Below are 12668 nucleotides of genomic sequence, written 5' to 3'. Positions count from 1 at the left end.
CGAAAGTGTATACAGTTTTTCGGATTGACGATATCATTTCACGATGGAATCATCCAGCACACGCCACATCGTCGAGGCCCTCACACGCGCCATCGTGGAGCATCGCCTGCACCCCGGCACCAAACTGGCCGAACAGAAACTGGGCGACCACTTCGGCGTCTCGCGCACCCTGGTGCGCCAGGCCCTGTTCCAGCTGGCGCAGAACCGCCTGATCCGGCTCGAACCCTCGCGCGGCGCCTTCGTGGCCACCCCTTCGGTGGAAGAGGCCCAGCAGGTCTTAGAGGTGCGGCGCATGCTGGAGCTCGAAATGGTGCGCAGCTTCGTGCGCCAGGCCACCCCGGCCAAGATCAAGGCCCTGCGCGCCCATGTAGCCGAGGAGAAAAAGGCCGTGGCCGGCAACGACGTGCCGGGCCGCAACGAGCTGCTGGGCGACTTTCACGTGCGCATGGCCGAACTCATGAACAACCGCGTGCTGGCCGAGCTGCTCGAAGAACTGATCTCGCGCTGCGCGCTGATCACCCTGGTCTACCAGTCCAAGAGCGCGGCCGAGCATTCGAACGACGAGCATGTGGAGATCGTCAAGGCCGTGGCCGCCAAGGACGAGGACCTGGCGGTACGGCTGATGGAAGAGCATCTCAACAACGTCATGGCCAACCTCACCTTCGACCGCAAGCCGCCCACCAACGACATTGCCCTGGCCCTCGCATGATCTACGACAGCACGGCCCCCTACCCGCGCGACCTGATCGGCTACGGCCGCAATCCGCCGCATGCGCGCTGGCCCGGCGGCGCGCGCATCGCGGTGCAATTCGTCCTCAACTACGAAGAGGGCGGCGAGAACAGCGTGCTGCACGGCGACGCCGCTTCCGAGACCTTTCTCTCCGAGATGTTCAACCCGGCGGCCTTCCCCGCGCGACACATCAGCATGGAAGGCATCTACGAGTACGGCTCACGCCAGGGTGTCTGGCGCATCCTGCGCGAGTTCGAGCAGCGCGGCCTGCCGCTCACGGTCTTCGGCGTGGCCACGGCCCTGCAGCGCAGCCCCGAGGTCTGCGCGGCCTTCACGGCGCTGGGCCACGAGATCGCCTGCCACGGCCTCAAGTGGATCCACTACCAGAACCTCGATGAATCCATCGAGCGCGCCCACATGGCCGAGGCCATGGAGATCCTCCGCAAGCTCACGGGCCAGCGCCCCCTGGGCTGGTACACCGGCCGTGACAGCCCCAACACCCGCCGCCTCGTCGCCGACCACGGCGGCTTCGAATACGACAGCGACTACTATGGCGACGACCTGCCCTTCTGGATGAAGGTGCGCAAGAGCGACGGCAGCGATGCACAGCAGCTCATCGTGCCCTACACGCTCGACTGCAACGACATGCGTTTCTCCCTGCCCCAGGGCTTTTCCCACGCGGACCCGTTTTTCGCCTACCTCAAGGACAGCTTCGACGCGCTGTATGCCGAAGGCGATCCGCAGGGCCTGGACCGCCCCAAGATGATGAGCATCGGCATGCACTGCCGCCTGCTGGGGCGCCCCGGCCGCATCACGGCGCTGCAGCGCTTCCTCGATTACATCGAGGGCCATGAACGGGTCTGGGTGGCCCGCCGCCTGGACATCGCGCGCCACTGGCGCGCCACCCATCCCTGCCCGGCCGCCTGAGCGGAACCGTTGTGGCCTACACCCTGGAAAAACTCAACACCGCGCCTCTGCCCGAAGCGGCGCGGATGCTCGACGGCCTCTACGAGCACACGCCCTGGATCGTCGAGCAGGCAATGCAACAGCGCCCCTTCGCGAGCCTGGCCGCGCTCAAGCTGGCCTGCGCCCGCGTGCTCGAACAGGGCAGTCGCGAGGCCCGGATCGCCCTGGTGCGCGCCCACCCCGAACTCGCGGGCAAGGCCATGGTGGCCAAGACCCTCACGGCCGAATCCTCCAAGGAGCAGAGCAAGGCCGGCCTGACGCACTGCACGCCCGAGGAGTTCGCGCGCATTCAGCGGCTCAACGCGAACTACAACACGCGCTTCGGCTGGCCCTTCATCCTGGCCGTGCGCGGCCCGCGCGGCAGCGGCCTGGACAAGCGGCAGATCATCGCGGCCTTCGAGCGCCGCTTGCACAGCCGCCCCGATGCCGAGCTGGCCGAGTGCCTGCGCAACATCCACCGCATCGCCGAGATCCGGCTCAACGACAAGTTCGGCGTCGAGCCCACGCTGGGTCATCTGGTCTGGGACTGGCAGGAAGCCCTGGCTGCCCACAACGAACCCGCCTACGCCGAACGCGGCGAACTCACGGTGACCTATCTCACCGAGGCCCACCGTGCCTGCGCCGCCGCCATCGCACGCACCATGCGCGAGGTGGGCTGCGACAGCGTCACGATCGACGCCGTGGGCAATGTGGTGGGCCGTTACGAAGGCAATGCGCCCGGCGCGCGCGCGCTGCTCACGGGCAGCCACTACGACACCGTGCGCAACGGCGGCAAGTACGACGGCCGCCTGGGTATCTACGTGCCCCTGGCCTGCGTGCGCGAGCTGCATCAACGCGGCCAGCGCCTGCCCTTTGCCTTGGAGATCGTGGGCTTCGCCGAAGAGGAAGGCCAGCGCTACAAGGCCACCTTCCTCGGTTCCGGTGCCCTGCGCGGCGACTTCAATCCCGCCTGGCTGGACCAGGTGGACGCCGATGGCGTCTCCATGCGCGCAGCCATGCAGGCCGCCGGCCTGCCCGCCACGCTGGAAGCCATCCACGCCCTGAAACGCGACCCGGCCAAGTACCTGGGCTTCGTCGAGGTGCACATCGAGCAGGGCCCGGTGCTGACGCAGCACGACCTGCCCCTGGGGGTGGTCACCTCCATCAACGGCAGCGTGCGCCTGCTGGGCGAGGTGCGCGGCACGGCCAGCCATGCCGGCACCACGCCCATGGCCATGCGCGCCGACGCCGCCGCCGCCGTGGCCGAGCTCATCCTGCACGTGGAGCAGGCCGCGCGCCGCCACACGGGCAGCGTGGGCACCGTGGGCATGCTCGAAGTACCCAGCGGTTCGATCAACGTCATCCCCGGCCGCTGCCGCTTCAGCCTGGACCTGCGCGCGCCAGACAATGCCCAACGCGATGCACTGCTGGCCGATGTGCAAGCTGGCCTGGCGCAGATCTGTGAACGCCGCGGCGTGCAATACATGCTGGAAGAAACCATGCGCGCCAGCGCCGCACCCAGCGCCCCCGAATGGCAGGCGCGTTGGGAACAGGCCGTGAGCGCCCTGGGCTTGCCCGTGTTCAAGCTGCCCAGCGGGGCCGGCCACGATGCCATGAAGTTGCATGAAGTCATGCCCCAGGCCATGCTCTTCGTGCGCGGCGAGAACCTGGGTATCAGCCACAACCCGCTCGAGTCCAGCACCAGCGACGACATGGAGCTCGCCGTACGTGCCTTCCAGCACCTCCTGCAGCAGCTGGCCTAAGAGGCTGAGTGTCTTTCTTCCATGCCCGCCCACCACACCAGAAGACGCCCACTCGTCGTTGCAAATGCTCGCCATAGCCCGAGCTATGGCTGCGCTTTGCGCCTTGATTGGCCGCCTTCTGGCGCGTTGCTCGGGCACGCCAGAAAAACTCCCAGCCTCTGAACCAGCCCCCACCGAGATTGAAGATGAGCACAACACAGTACGCCGCCCTGGACCAGTGGGTGGCCGACCATTTCGCCGAAGAGACGAGCTTCCTGCAGCAGCTGGTGCGCGTACCCACGGACACCCCCCCAGGCAACAACGCCCCGCACGCCGAACTCACGGCGCAACTGCTGCGCGCCTGGGATTGGGAGGTGGAAGCGCACCCCGTGCCCGCAGCCGAAGTAAAAGCCGCGGGCCTGGAAACCCTCACCAACCTGATCGTGCGTCGCCGTTACGGACCGGGCGGCCCGACCATCGCCCTCAATGCCCACGGTGACGTTGTGCCCCCGGGTGAAGGCTGGACACACCCGCCCTATGGCGCCGAGATCGTCGACGGCAAGATGTACGGCCGCGCCACCGCCGTCAGCAAGTGCGATTTCGCCACCTACACCCATGCCGTGCGCGCGCTGGAAGCCGTGGCCCAACCCACGCGCGGTTGCATCGAACTGCACTTCACCTATGACGAGGAGTTCGGCGGCGAACTGGGCCCGGGCTGGCTGCTCAGCCATGGCCTGACGAAACCCGACCTCATGGTCGCCGCCGGCTTCAGCTACCAGGTGGTCACGGCCCACAACGGCTGCCTGCAACTGGAGGTGACCGTGCAAGGGGATATGGCGCACGCGGCCATCCCCGACAGCGGCATCGACGCGCTGCAGGGCGCAACGCATATCCTGGCCGCGCTCTACCGGCTCAATGCCGACTATCTGCAGGTCCGCTCCAAGGTGAGCGGCATCACGCACCCCTATCTGAACGTCGGCCTGATCCAGGGCGGCACCAACACCAACGTCGTGCCCGGCAAGGTGGTCTTCAAGCTCGACCGGCGCATGATCCCCGAGGAAAACCCGGCCGAAGTGGAAGCCGCGCTAAGACTGACCATCGCCGACGCCGTGCGCAGCTTCGCGCCGCCACGCGGCGGCCAGGCCCTGCAGGTCGCGGTGCGTCGCATCCTGCTGGCCCGGGCCATGCAAGCACTGCCGGGCAACCAGCCCCTGGTGCAGGCCATCCAGAAACACGGCCAGGAGGTGTTTGGCGAACCCATCCCCGCGGTGGGCACACCGCTGTACACCGATGTGCGGCTGTACGTGGAGCGTGGGATTCCGGGTGTCATCTACGGCGCAGGGCCGCGCACCGTGCGCGAAAGCAATGCCAAGCGCGCCGACGAGCATATCGATCTGGCCGACCTGCAGCGCGCCACCCGGGTGATGGCGCGCACCCTGCACGACTTGCTGAACTGAAATGAGCCCCCGGCGTATCGGAGGCCGGGAGCGTCCGGTCTGCTGGGCGGGCGGCTCAGACCAGGTACAACAAGGCGCCCAGCACCAGCACCGCCAGCACGAAGATCAGCTTGTACAGTGGCCGCCCGCCTTCTTTGCGGGCCTGCGTGTCCAAGTCTGCTGGCAAGGTCAGCAGACCGGGCATGGTGGTTTCATTGTCCATACGACGTCTTTACTTTTGGAAATCGAGCCGGGTCTTGTGCCCGCTGGCCGGTATTCTATGATGGGCCCATCATGAAATGCCATGCACACGCCCATCCGGTCCTCCTGCTCGCAGGGGCTTTGCTGCTGGGCGGTTGCGCCGCTGTGAACGACGCGACCATGCGTGTGCTGGCCACGCCCTCGCCGGCCTGGGCTGTGGTGGGCGACAAGCTGCTGACAGGCCAGGCCCTGCTCTACACCGACCGCAGCGGCACCCTGGAAATGCAGACCGCCGCCGGCCCTGCCCTCAGCTGCATGGGCACGATGCGCTACACCGCCACCAGCAGCGGCACCGTCAACCTGCGCTGCACCGATGGCATGCAGGCCCAGCTGCCCTTCACCGCCCTGGGCGAAGCCAGCGGCTACGGTGGCGCTGCGGGCGGCCCCGTCAGCTTCGCCTACGGCCTGGAACCGGGTCCGGCCCGTGCCTGGCTCACGCCACCCGCAGGCAAGCGCCTGGTGGTCAGCGACAAGAGCCTGCGCCTCGAGTAGGCAGGAAAAAACCCGCCGGCATCGCTGCGGGCGGGTTGGATTCAGGTCGACTGAAAATCAGCGGACCGGACGCGGGGAACGCTTGGCAGCGTCACGCGGCACGAAGACCTTGCCGGTACCGGTGCCGGGCTTGGCGAACGAAGGCTTGCCAAAGGCCGGCTTGCGTGCCGCGAAATCGCCGCGCGGCGCGGCGCCTTCACGGCGGCCGTCGCCCGCGAAGCGGTCGTTGAAACCGCCCTTGCGCTCGTAGCTGCGGCCTTCGGGCGCGCCCTCGTGGCCCCGATTCTGATAACCGCCATCACGGGCCTGGTAGGGGCCGCGTGCATCGCGGTCGCCGAAACCGGCACGGGGCGCACCGCCAAAATCACCGCCACGGCTGTTGCCGCCGCCGAAGCCGCCACGGGGGGCCCCTGCGCCGCCGAACTTGCGGTCGCGCGAGAAGCTGTCGTTGCCGCCACGGCTGTTGCGGCCACCGAAGTTGGAGCCGGGACGCGACTCGGGCATGCGCTGCTTGGGCTCCATGCCGGGAATGACTTCCGCCTTGATGGGCTGCTTGCTGTAGGCCTCGATGTCGAAGATCTTGCGACGGTCACGGAACTCGGCGAAGGTGATGGCCAGGCCATCACGTCCGGCGCGGCCGGTGCGGCCGATGCGGTGCGTGTAGTCCTCGGCCTTCATCGGCAGGCCGAAGTTGAAGACGTGGGTGATGGTGGGCACGTCGATGCCGCGCGCGGCGACGTCGGTGGCCACCAGGATCTGCACCTGGCCCTGGCGCAGCGCCATCAGGCGGCGGTTGCGCAGGCCCTGGCTCAGGGCGCCGTGCAGCGCGACGGCGGAGAAGCCATCTTGTTGCAGGTCGTTGGCCAGGCCGTCACACTCCACCTGGGTGCTGGCGAACACGATGGCCTGGTCGATCGAGGCATCGCGCAGCCAGTGGTCCAGCAGCTGGCGCTTGTGCTGGGCGTTGTCGGCCCAGAACAGGGTCTGCTTGATGTTGACGTGCTTTTCCTGCGGGGAGTCGATCTGCACCTTCTTCACGCCCGAACCGTTGTCGTGCATCACGCGCATGGCCAGCTGCTGGATGCGCGGCGCGAAGGTCGCGCTGAACATCATGGTCTGGCGGCGCTGGGCGGTCAGCTGGTTGACTTCGGCGAGGTCATCGGAGAAGCCCAGGTCGAGCATGCGGTCGGCCTCGTCCACCACCAGGAACTGCACCTGGTCCAGCTTGATCTGCATGGAGCGTTGCAGGTCCAGCAGGCGGCCGGGGGTGGCCACCACGAGGTTGGCGTTCTGCAGCTTGGCGATTTGGAGCTGGTAGGGCATGCCGCCCACCACATTGGCAATGCGCAGGCCGCGGCAATGCTTGACCAGCTCGATGGCGTCGTGCGCCACCTGCTGGGCGAGTTCGCGCGTCGGGCACAGGATCAGGGCGCCGGGTGCGGCGGCCTTGAAATGGCGCGGGTTGGTCGGGTCCTGGCGCTTGGGGCGCTTCGGAGCCGGTTCGCCCTTGGCGGCGGCCTCGGCAGCAGCGCGCTCGTAGGCGGCACGCTCGTTTTCAGCAGCCTGGGCCTGCTGCCGGAGCAGGGTGTGCAGCACGGGCAGCAGGAAGGCCGCGGTCTTGCCGCTGCCGGTCTGGCTGGAGACCATGAGGTCGATGTAGCGCTGGGCTTCGCCGGCAGCGCCCGAGGGCATGGCCAGGGGAATGGCGCGTTCCTGCACGGTGGTGGGCTGGGTGTAGCCCAGGTCGGCCACGGCCTGCACCAGCTCGGGCGCCAGGCCCAGCTGCACAAAACCGTTGGGAGCCTGGCTCACTTCGGCCTCGACCGCCACGGCGGTGTCGGTGGAAAGAATGGATTCGACAGGCGCAAATTCGCCCGTCACTTCAAAAGCGTCGGTCATTTAGTTTTTTCTCACACGCGAACACCGCAGGGACTGCGGGTGTTTCGCTGATGGTTAAAAGACATCAACCATCAAACAAAACCTGCACCGGTAGTGGCCGGCACCGGGGACTCATTCAGATTGACGATCGTGAAGATCGGAACCGGAGTCCGGTGTGTGAGGGGAGATGCGCGAAAAGCGCCGCGTTTTGCAGCGCAATGCGAATTATGGCACAGATCAGGGTTTTCACCTAATCGTTTGCTGCCGACCCGTTTCAGCCCAGCTTGAGGAAGTGTTCCCGGTAGTGCAGCAGTTCGTCGATGGACTCGTGCACATCGGCCAGGGCCGTGTGTTTCTGGGCTTTCTTGAAGGCGTTGTAGACCTGGGGTTTCCAGCGCTTGGCCAGCTCCTTGAAGGTGCTGACGTCGACATTGCGGTAGTGGAAGAAAGCTTCCAGTTTGGGCATGTACCTGACCAGGAAACGCCGGTCCTGACCGATGCTGTTGCCGCACATGGGCGAGACGCCCTTGGGCACGTACTTGGCCAGGAAGGCGATCAGCTGGGCTTCGGCTTCGGCTTCGGTAACGGTGGATGCCTTGACCTTGTCGATCAGGCCGCTGCGGCCGTGCGTGCCCTTGTTCCAGGCGTCCATCTTGCCCAGGATGTCGTCGTCCTGGTGGATCACCAGCACCGGACCTTCGATGCGCGGCTCCAGGTTGGGGCCGGTCACGATGACCGCGATTTCGATGATCCGTTCTTTCTCGGGGTCCAGGCCGGTCATCTCGCAATCGAGCCAGACCAGGTTGAGATCGGATTTCTTCAGTGGGGTAACGTTGTCGCTCATGCCGCGGATTGTCGCCGATGGCCTAAACTCGCCCTCCATGAACGCCGCTACCGCTACCTCCTTCAACCCCAGCCTGACGCTGACCCTGGTCTTCGCCGCCGCCCTGCTGCTGGGCCTGACCCTGAAATTCTGGCTGGCCGCACGCCAGGTACGCCATGTGGCCAGCCACCGTGCTGATGTGCCGCCCGCCTTTGCCGGCACCATGCCGCTGGCTGCGCATCAGAAGGCCGCCGACTACACGGTGACCAAGGTACGTTTCGGCCTGCTGGAAACGGCCGTGGGTGCCGCCCTGCTGCTGGGTTGGACGCTGCTGGGCGGCCTGGATGCGCTGAACCAGGCCCTGCTGGCCTGGCTGGGCGGCGGCATGCTGCAGCAGCTGGCGCTGATCACCGGCTTCGTGCTGATCGGCAGCCTGATCGAACTGCCGATCACGCTGTACCAGACCTTCGTGATCGAGCAGCGCTTCGGTTTCAACAAGATGACACTCGGGCTCTGGCTGGGCGACCTCGTGAAATCCACTGTCCTGGGCGCTCTGATCGGCCTGCCCATCGCCGCCCTCATCCTCTGGCTCATGGGCTCCACCGGCAGCCTTTGGTGGCTCTGGGCCTGGGGCGTCTGGATGGGTTTCAACCTGCTGCTGCTGCTGATCTACCCGACCTTCATCGCCCCGCTGTTCAACAAGTTCCAGCCGCTGGAAGACGAGACCCTGAAGACCCGTGTGACCGCGCTGATGCAGCGCTGCGGTTTTTCCGCCAAGGGCCTGTTCGTGATGGACGGCAGCCGCCGCAGCGCCCACGCCAACGCCTACTTCACGGGTTTCGGCGCCGCCAAGCGCGTGGTCTTCTTCGACACCCTGCTGTCCAAGCTCAGCCCGGGCGAGGTGGACGCCGTGCTGGCGCACGAGCTCGGCCACTTCAAGCACAAGCACATCCTCAAGCGCATCGTGAGCCTCTTTGCCCTGAGCCTGGCCGGCTTCGCCCTGCTGGGCTGGCTGGCCACACAGGCCTGGTTCTACACGGGCCTGGGCGTCACGCCCAGCCTGCAGCTGCTGGTGCCCACACTGAGCTCAGCCGACGCCGTCCCCAACGACGCCCTGGCCCTGCTGCTCTTCGTGCTGGTTTCCCCGGTGTTCAGTTTCTTCATCGCGCCCCTCATGGCCCTGTCCTCGCGCAAGCACGAGTTCGAGGCCGACGCCTACGCCGCGGCGCAGACCAATGGCCGGGAACTGGCCAGCGCCCTGCTCAAGCTCTACGAGGACAATGCCTCGACCCTGACACCCGACCCGCTCTACGTGGCCTTCTACTATTCCCACCCACCAGCCAGCCAACGCCTGGCGCGACTGGGCACGGCATGAGCAGCGCGCCGCAGGCACCGTCACGCCGGGCCCTGGGGCCGACGGAAATCGTGACCCAACTGGCGCAGCACCCCGGCTGGACCCTGCAGGGCGATGGCCCCGAACTCGCCATCAGCCGGCGCTACGAATTCGGCAACTTCCACGAGGTCATGGCCTTCGCCAATGCCGTGGCCTGGATCGCACAGCAGCGTGACCACCATCCGGACCTGCTGCTGAATTACAGGCACTGCACGGTCAGCTGGCGCACGCACGATGCCGGTGGCATCACGCGCATCGACTTTGATTGCGCAGCCCAGGTCGACGCGCTGCGGGGCCACACTTGAGCAGCCCCCCCGAGCTGGACCGTGGCCTGGTGATCGCCAGCCATGGCCGTCATGTGGTGGTGGAGACCCCCGAGGGCCGGCAGTTGATCTGCCACCCGCGTGGCAAGAAGAACCAGGCCGTGGTGGGGGACCGCGTGCTCTGGCTGGCCAGCACCGACGAAGGCAGCATCGAGAAGGTGGAGGAGCGGCGCAATCTCTTTTATCGTCAGGACGAACTCCGCACCAAGAGTTTTGCCGCCAACCTGGACCAGGTGCTGATCCTGATCGCCGCCGAACCCGAGTTTTCCGAGAGTCAGCTGGCGCGCGCCCTGATCGCCGCCGAGGCCGAGCGCATCACGCCGCTGATCGTGCTCAACAAGAGCGATCTGGCCGAGCTTTTTGCGCGCGCCTGGGACCGGTTGGAGCCGTACCGGCGCATGGGCTACACCGTCTTGCCGCTGGGCTTGAAGGCGCAGGGCGACAGCGGGCTGTCGGCCTTGCGGACGCAGCTGCAGGGGCGCTCCACTCTGGTGCTGGGCCCCTCGGGTGCGGGCAAAAGCACGCTGATCAATCGCCTGGTGCCGGGCGCGCAGGCGCAGACCGGCGAGATCTCGACCGCGCTGAACTCCGGCAAGCACACCACCACCAGCACCCGCTGGTACTGGGTGGACGGCGCGCGCAGCACGGCGCTGATCGATTCACCGGGTTTCCAGGAATTCGGTCTGCAGCACATCGAAGCGGCACAGCTGGCCGGCCTGATGCCGGATCTGCGCACGCACGCAGGAGAGTGTCGTTTCTACAACTGCAGCCACCTGCACGAGCCGGGCTGCGGCGTGATCGCGGTGGTGGACAAGCAGGCGGGAGGTCCGGGCATCAGCCCCTCACGCTACCGGATTTATGGCGAGCTGCACGCCGAACTGTCTCAGGCGCCCCGTTATTAGGATCAGCCGATCAGGCGCGCGAGGGTGAGCAACGCCAGCAGCAGCATCCACAGCACGACCGAACGCCAGACCAGCCCCACGATGCTGCGCAGATGGGCCAGCTGCGGCTCAAACCGGGCCGAGGCGGCCGGCATGTCGGACTGGGCCAGGGTCTCTTGCTGGGCCATGGCCGTGGTGCCCAGGCGCACATTGATGGCGCCGGCCGTGGCGGCCACGATCAGGCCATCGTTGCCGCCCACGCCTGCGCTCTCGGGCAGGGATTCGTAACGACGCCAGTTGTCGACGGCGTCCTCGAAACTGCCGACCACGGCAAAACCCAGCGCCGTGATGCGTGCGGGCAGCCAATCCACCCACTGCCAGGCACGTGCCGCGGCGGCGCAGGCGGCCTCGCTGACCGAAGGCGTCTGGCGCCGTGAAACGTGGGGCCAGTAGCGCGTGACGAACTCGGCCAGGCGATAGAGCACGGCGCCGGCCGGGCCCAGACCCAGAACGGCCAGCACGATGAACCAGCTCAGCACGCCGAAGACGTGGCGATGCGCCGCCAGCACGGAAAATTCGAGGACGTGGCGGATGATCTCGCGCGGCGGCAGTTCGCTGGCATCGATCTGCCGCCATTCGGCCAGCAGGCGGCGCGCCTCCTGCTCATCGCCGACCACAAGCGCGTCGCGGATGGCAGTGAAGTGGTGGCTAAACTGGCGAAAGCCCAGGGTGACGTAGAGCACAGCCACGTTCCAGAGCATGGCCAGCGGCCAGCCCACGAAGGTGTACAACAGCCAATAGACCAGCAAGGCAATCCCGCTGGGCAGGAGCACGGCAATACTCCAGGCCAGCCAGCCGTGCGAGCGTTTGCCTGCGTCGAGCTTGCGCACCACCCAGCGCAACCAGCTGCGCATGCCCGCATGCACTGCGTTGCCGCGCGCCAGCGGACGCGCCTGTTCGATCAGCAGAGCCAGCAGGATGGAGAAAAAACTCATGGCTCGATCATAGCGACGGCTGCCTGACGCGCTGCTTGCGGCGCTCGCTCAGGCCGCCATGAATCGGTAAAAATTGCGCAGCATGCCGGCCGTGGCGCCCCAGATGTAGCGCTCGGTGTCGGCGTCCTGCCAGGGCATGGAGAACCATTCGCGACGCAAACCCTCGAACTCGAAGGCGTGGCGCCGGTGGTTGGCCGGGTCGAGCAGGAAGGACAGCGGCACTTCGAACACATCGGCCACCTCGCCCTCATTGGGCCTCAGCGTGAAGCCGGGCCGCACCCAGGCCACGACCGGAGTGATGACGAAAGCCGTGCCCGTGGTGTACACGGGCAAGGTGCCCAGCACCTGCACGTAATCGCGCGTGAGGCCCACCTCCTCCTCGGCCTCACGCAAGGCGGCGGCGATGGCATTGGCATCGGTGGCGTCCACCTTGCCGCCAGGAAAGGCGATCTGGCCGGAGTGATGGGCCAGGTGGCTGGTGCGCTGGGTCAGCAAGAGCGTGGGCTCGGCCCGGGCCACCAGGGGCAGGAGCACGGCGGCCTGCACCGGCTTGCGCTGCGTGAAACGCGGCTCGGCCCTCACCTCGGGCTCCCAAGCCGGCGGGGCCTCGAAACGCTGGCGCAAGGCCTGGGCCTGCAGGCGCTCAGCGGGCACCCAAGGCAGGTGAGTGTCCACCCCGATCACCGGCACGGTGCGCGGATCGAAGTTGGGCAGCTTGGACAGGGGGGTGATGTGATCGGCGGAAGACATCGTTCGGGACCATAAAAAAG

Annotated in this window: 13 protein-coding genes; 8 read left to right on the top strand and 5 right to left on the bottom strand. The window is 66.8% G+C overall.

The genetic code is table 11. The annotated features are described in order from the left end of the window. Positions 1-43: 43 nt before the first annotated feature. The 4 genes from ACYVH8_RS08325 to ACYVH8_RS08310 all read left to right on the top strand — a co-directional run bounded on the left by ACYVH8_RS08325 (position 44) and on the right by ACYVH8_RS08310 (position 4873). On the top strand, positions 44-709 hold the full coding sequence (locus tag ACYVH8_RS08325) for a GntR family transcriptional regulator (protein WP_460488382.1): 666 nt from the start codon (positions 44-46) through the stop codon (positions 707-709). Beyond that, positions 706-1656 carry an allantoinase PuuE gene (gene puuE, locus ACYVH8_RS08320; RefSeq protein ID WP_460488381.1) on the top strand — a complete coding sequence of 317 codons (951 nt, stop codon included), beginning with the start codon at positions 706-708 and terminating at the stop codon, positions 1654-1656. The genes ACYVH8_RS08325 and puuE overlap by 4 nt, the downstream gene beginning before the upstream one ends. 11 nt (positions 1657-1667) lie before the next feature. Further along, on the top strand, positions 1668-3437 hold the full coding sequence (gene uraD, locus ACYVH8_RS08315; RefSeq protein WP_460488380.1) for a 2-oxo-4-hydroxy-4-carboxy-5-ureidoimidazoline decarboxylase: 1770 nt from the start codon (positions 1668-1670) through the stop codon (positions 3435-3437). Between the two features lie 185 nt (positions 3438-3622). Next, on the top strand, positions 3623-4873 hold the full coding sequence (locus tag ACYVH8_RS08310) for a M20/M25/M40 family metallo-hydrolase (protein WP_460488379.1): 1251 nt from the start codon (positions 3623-3625) through the stop codon (positions 4871-4873). A 55-nt stretch (positions 4874-4928) separates the two neighbouring features. On the opposite strand, the gene ACYVH8_RS08305 is transcribed toward ACYVH8_RS08310, so the two are convergent. After that, complete coding sequence (locus ACYVH8_RS08305; protein ID WP_460488378.1) at positions 4929-5075, bottom strand: hypothetical protein; 147 nt, start codon at positions 5073-5075, stop codon at positions 4929-4931. Positions 5076-5146: 71 nt separating this feature from the next. Between ACYVH8_RS08305 and ACYVH8_RS08300 the strand changes: the two genes are divergently transcribed. Then, a complete protein-coding gene (locus ACYVH8_RS08300; RefSeq protein WP_460488377.1) occupies positions 5147-5605 on the top strand; it encodes a hypothetical protein in 459 nt (152 codons plus the stop codon). Between the two features lie 57 nt (positions 5606-5662). Here ACYVH8_RS08300 and ACYVH8_RS08295 read toward each other — a convergent pair whose 3' ends face one another. Further along, positions 5663-7504: a DEAD/DEAH box helicase gene (locus tag ACYVH8_RS08295; RefSeq protein ID WP_460488376.1), complete on the bottom strand. Its 1842-nt coding sequence runs from the start codon at positions 7502-7504 to the stop codon at positions 5663-5665. A gap of 253 nt (positions 7505-7757) precedes the next feature. Beyond that, entirely contained in the window at positions 7758-8327 is a 570-nt protein-coding gene (gene orn / locus ACYVH8_RS08290; protein WP_460488375.1) for an oligoribonuclease, read from the bottom strand. 37 nt (positions 8328-8364) lie between these two features. On the opposite strand from orn, the gene ACYVH8_RS08285 reads away from it, so the two are divergent. Genes ACYVH8_RS08285 through rsgA form a run of 3 tightly spaced genes read left to right on the top strand, consistent with a single transcriptional unit; the run spans position 8365 to position 10924 of the window. Next, positions 8365-9681 carry a M48 family metallopeptidase gene (locus ACYVH8_RS08285; RefSeq protein WP_460488374.1) on the top strand — a complete coding sequence of 439 codons (1317 nt, stop codon included), beginning with the start codon at positions 8365-8367 and terminating at the stop codon, positions 9679-9681. Beyond that, on the top strand, positions 9678-10004 hold the full coding sequence (locus ACYVH8_RS08280) for a 4a-hydroxytetrahydrobiopterin dehydratase (RefSeq protein ID WP_460488373.1): 327 nt from the start codon (positions 9678-9680) through the stop codon (positions 10002-10004). Before ACYVH8_RS08285 ends, ACYVH8_RS08280 begins: the two co-directional genes overlap by 4 nt. Continuing rightward, positions 9965-10924, top strand: coding sequence for a ribosome small subunit-dependent GTPase A (gene rsgA / locus ACYVH8_RS08275; RefSeq protein ID WP_460488372.1), 960 nt, complete (start codon positions 9965-9967; stop codon positions 10922-10924). The genes ACYVH8_RS08280 and rsgA overlap by 40 nt, the downstream gene beginning before the upstream one ends. Before the next feature lie 2 nt (positions 10925-10926). On the opposite strand, the gene ACYVH8_RS08270 is transcribed toward rsgA, so the two are convergent. Both ACYVH8_RS08270 and ACYVH8_RS08265 read right to left on the bottom strand, forming a co-directional pair. Beyond that, positions 10927-11898, bottom strand: a complete 972-nt coding sequence (locus ACYVH8_RS08270; protein WP_460488371.1) for a CobD/CbiB family protein — start codon at positions 11896-11898, stop codon at positions 10927-10929. A 48-nt stretch (positions 11899-11946) separates the two neighbouring features. Next, positions 11947-12648, bottom strand: coding sequence for a CoA pyrophosphatase (locus ACYVH8_RS08265; protein WP_460488370.1), 702 nt, complete (start codon positions 12646-12648; stop codon positions 11947-11949). Positions 12649-12668 lie beyond the last annotated feature (20 nt).

The organism is Curvibacter fontanus (assembly GCF_054780335.1).
The sequence above is the reverse complement of the archived record's forward strand: the minus strand, read 5'-3'. Positions and strand labels throughout refer to the sequence as shown.

Bases quoted from the DNA above. Each gene is read 5' to 3' on its own strand.
- ACYVH8_RS08265 (WP_460488370.1), bottom strand. From the start codon at position 12,648: ATGTCTTCCGCCGATCACATCACCCCCCTGTCCAAGCTGCCCAACTTC.
- ACYVH8_RS08310 (WP_460488379.1), top strand. From the start codon at position 3,623: ATGAGCACAACACAGTACGCCGCCCTGGACCAGTGGGTGGCCGACCAT.
- ACYVH8_RS08285 (WP_460488374.1), top strand. From the start codon at position 8,365: ATGAACGCCGCTACCGCTACCTCCTTCAACCCCAGCCTGACGCTGACC.
- ACYVH8_RS08300 (WP_460488377.1), top strand. From the start codon at position 5,147: ATGAAATGCCATGCACACGCCCATCCGGTCCTCCTGCTCGCAGGGGCT.
- puuE (WP_460488381.1), top strand. From the start codon at position 706: ATGATCTACGACAGCACGGCCCCCTACCCGCGCGACCTGATCGGCTAC.
- ACYVH8_RS08305 (WP_460488378.1), bottom strand. From the start codon at position 5,075: ATGGACAATGAAACCACCATGCCCGGTCTGCTGACCTTGCCAGCAGAC.
- ACYVH8_RS08325 (WP_460488382.1), top strand. From the start codon at position 44: ATGGAATCATCCAGCACACGCCACATCGTCGAGGCCCTCACACGCGCC.
- orn (WP_460488375.1), bottom strand. From the start codon at position 8,327: ATGAGCGACAACGTTACCCCACTGAAGAAATCCGATCTCAACCTGGTC.
- ACYVH8_RS08270 (WP_460488371.1), bottom strand. From the start codon at position 11,898: ATGAGTTTTTTCTCCATCCTGCTGGCTCTGCTGATCGAACAGGCGCGT.
- ACYVH8_RS08295 (WP_460488376.1), bottom strand. From the start codon at position 7,504: ATGACCGACGCTTTTGAAGTGACGGGCGAATTTGCGCCTGTCGAATCC.
- ACYVH8_RS08280 (WP_460488373.1), top strand. From the start codon at position 9,678: ATGAGCAGCGCGCCGCAGGCACCGTCACGCCGGGCCCTGGGGCCGACG.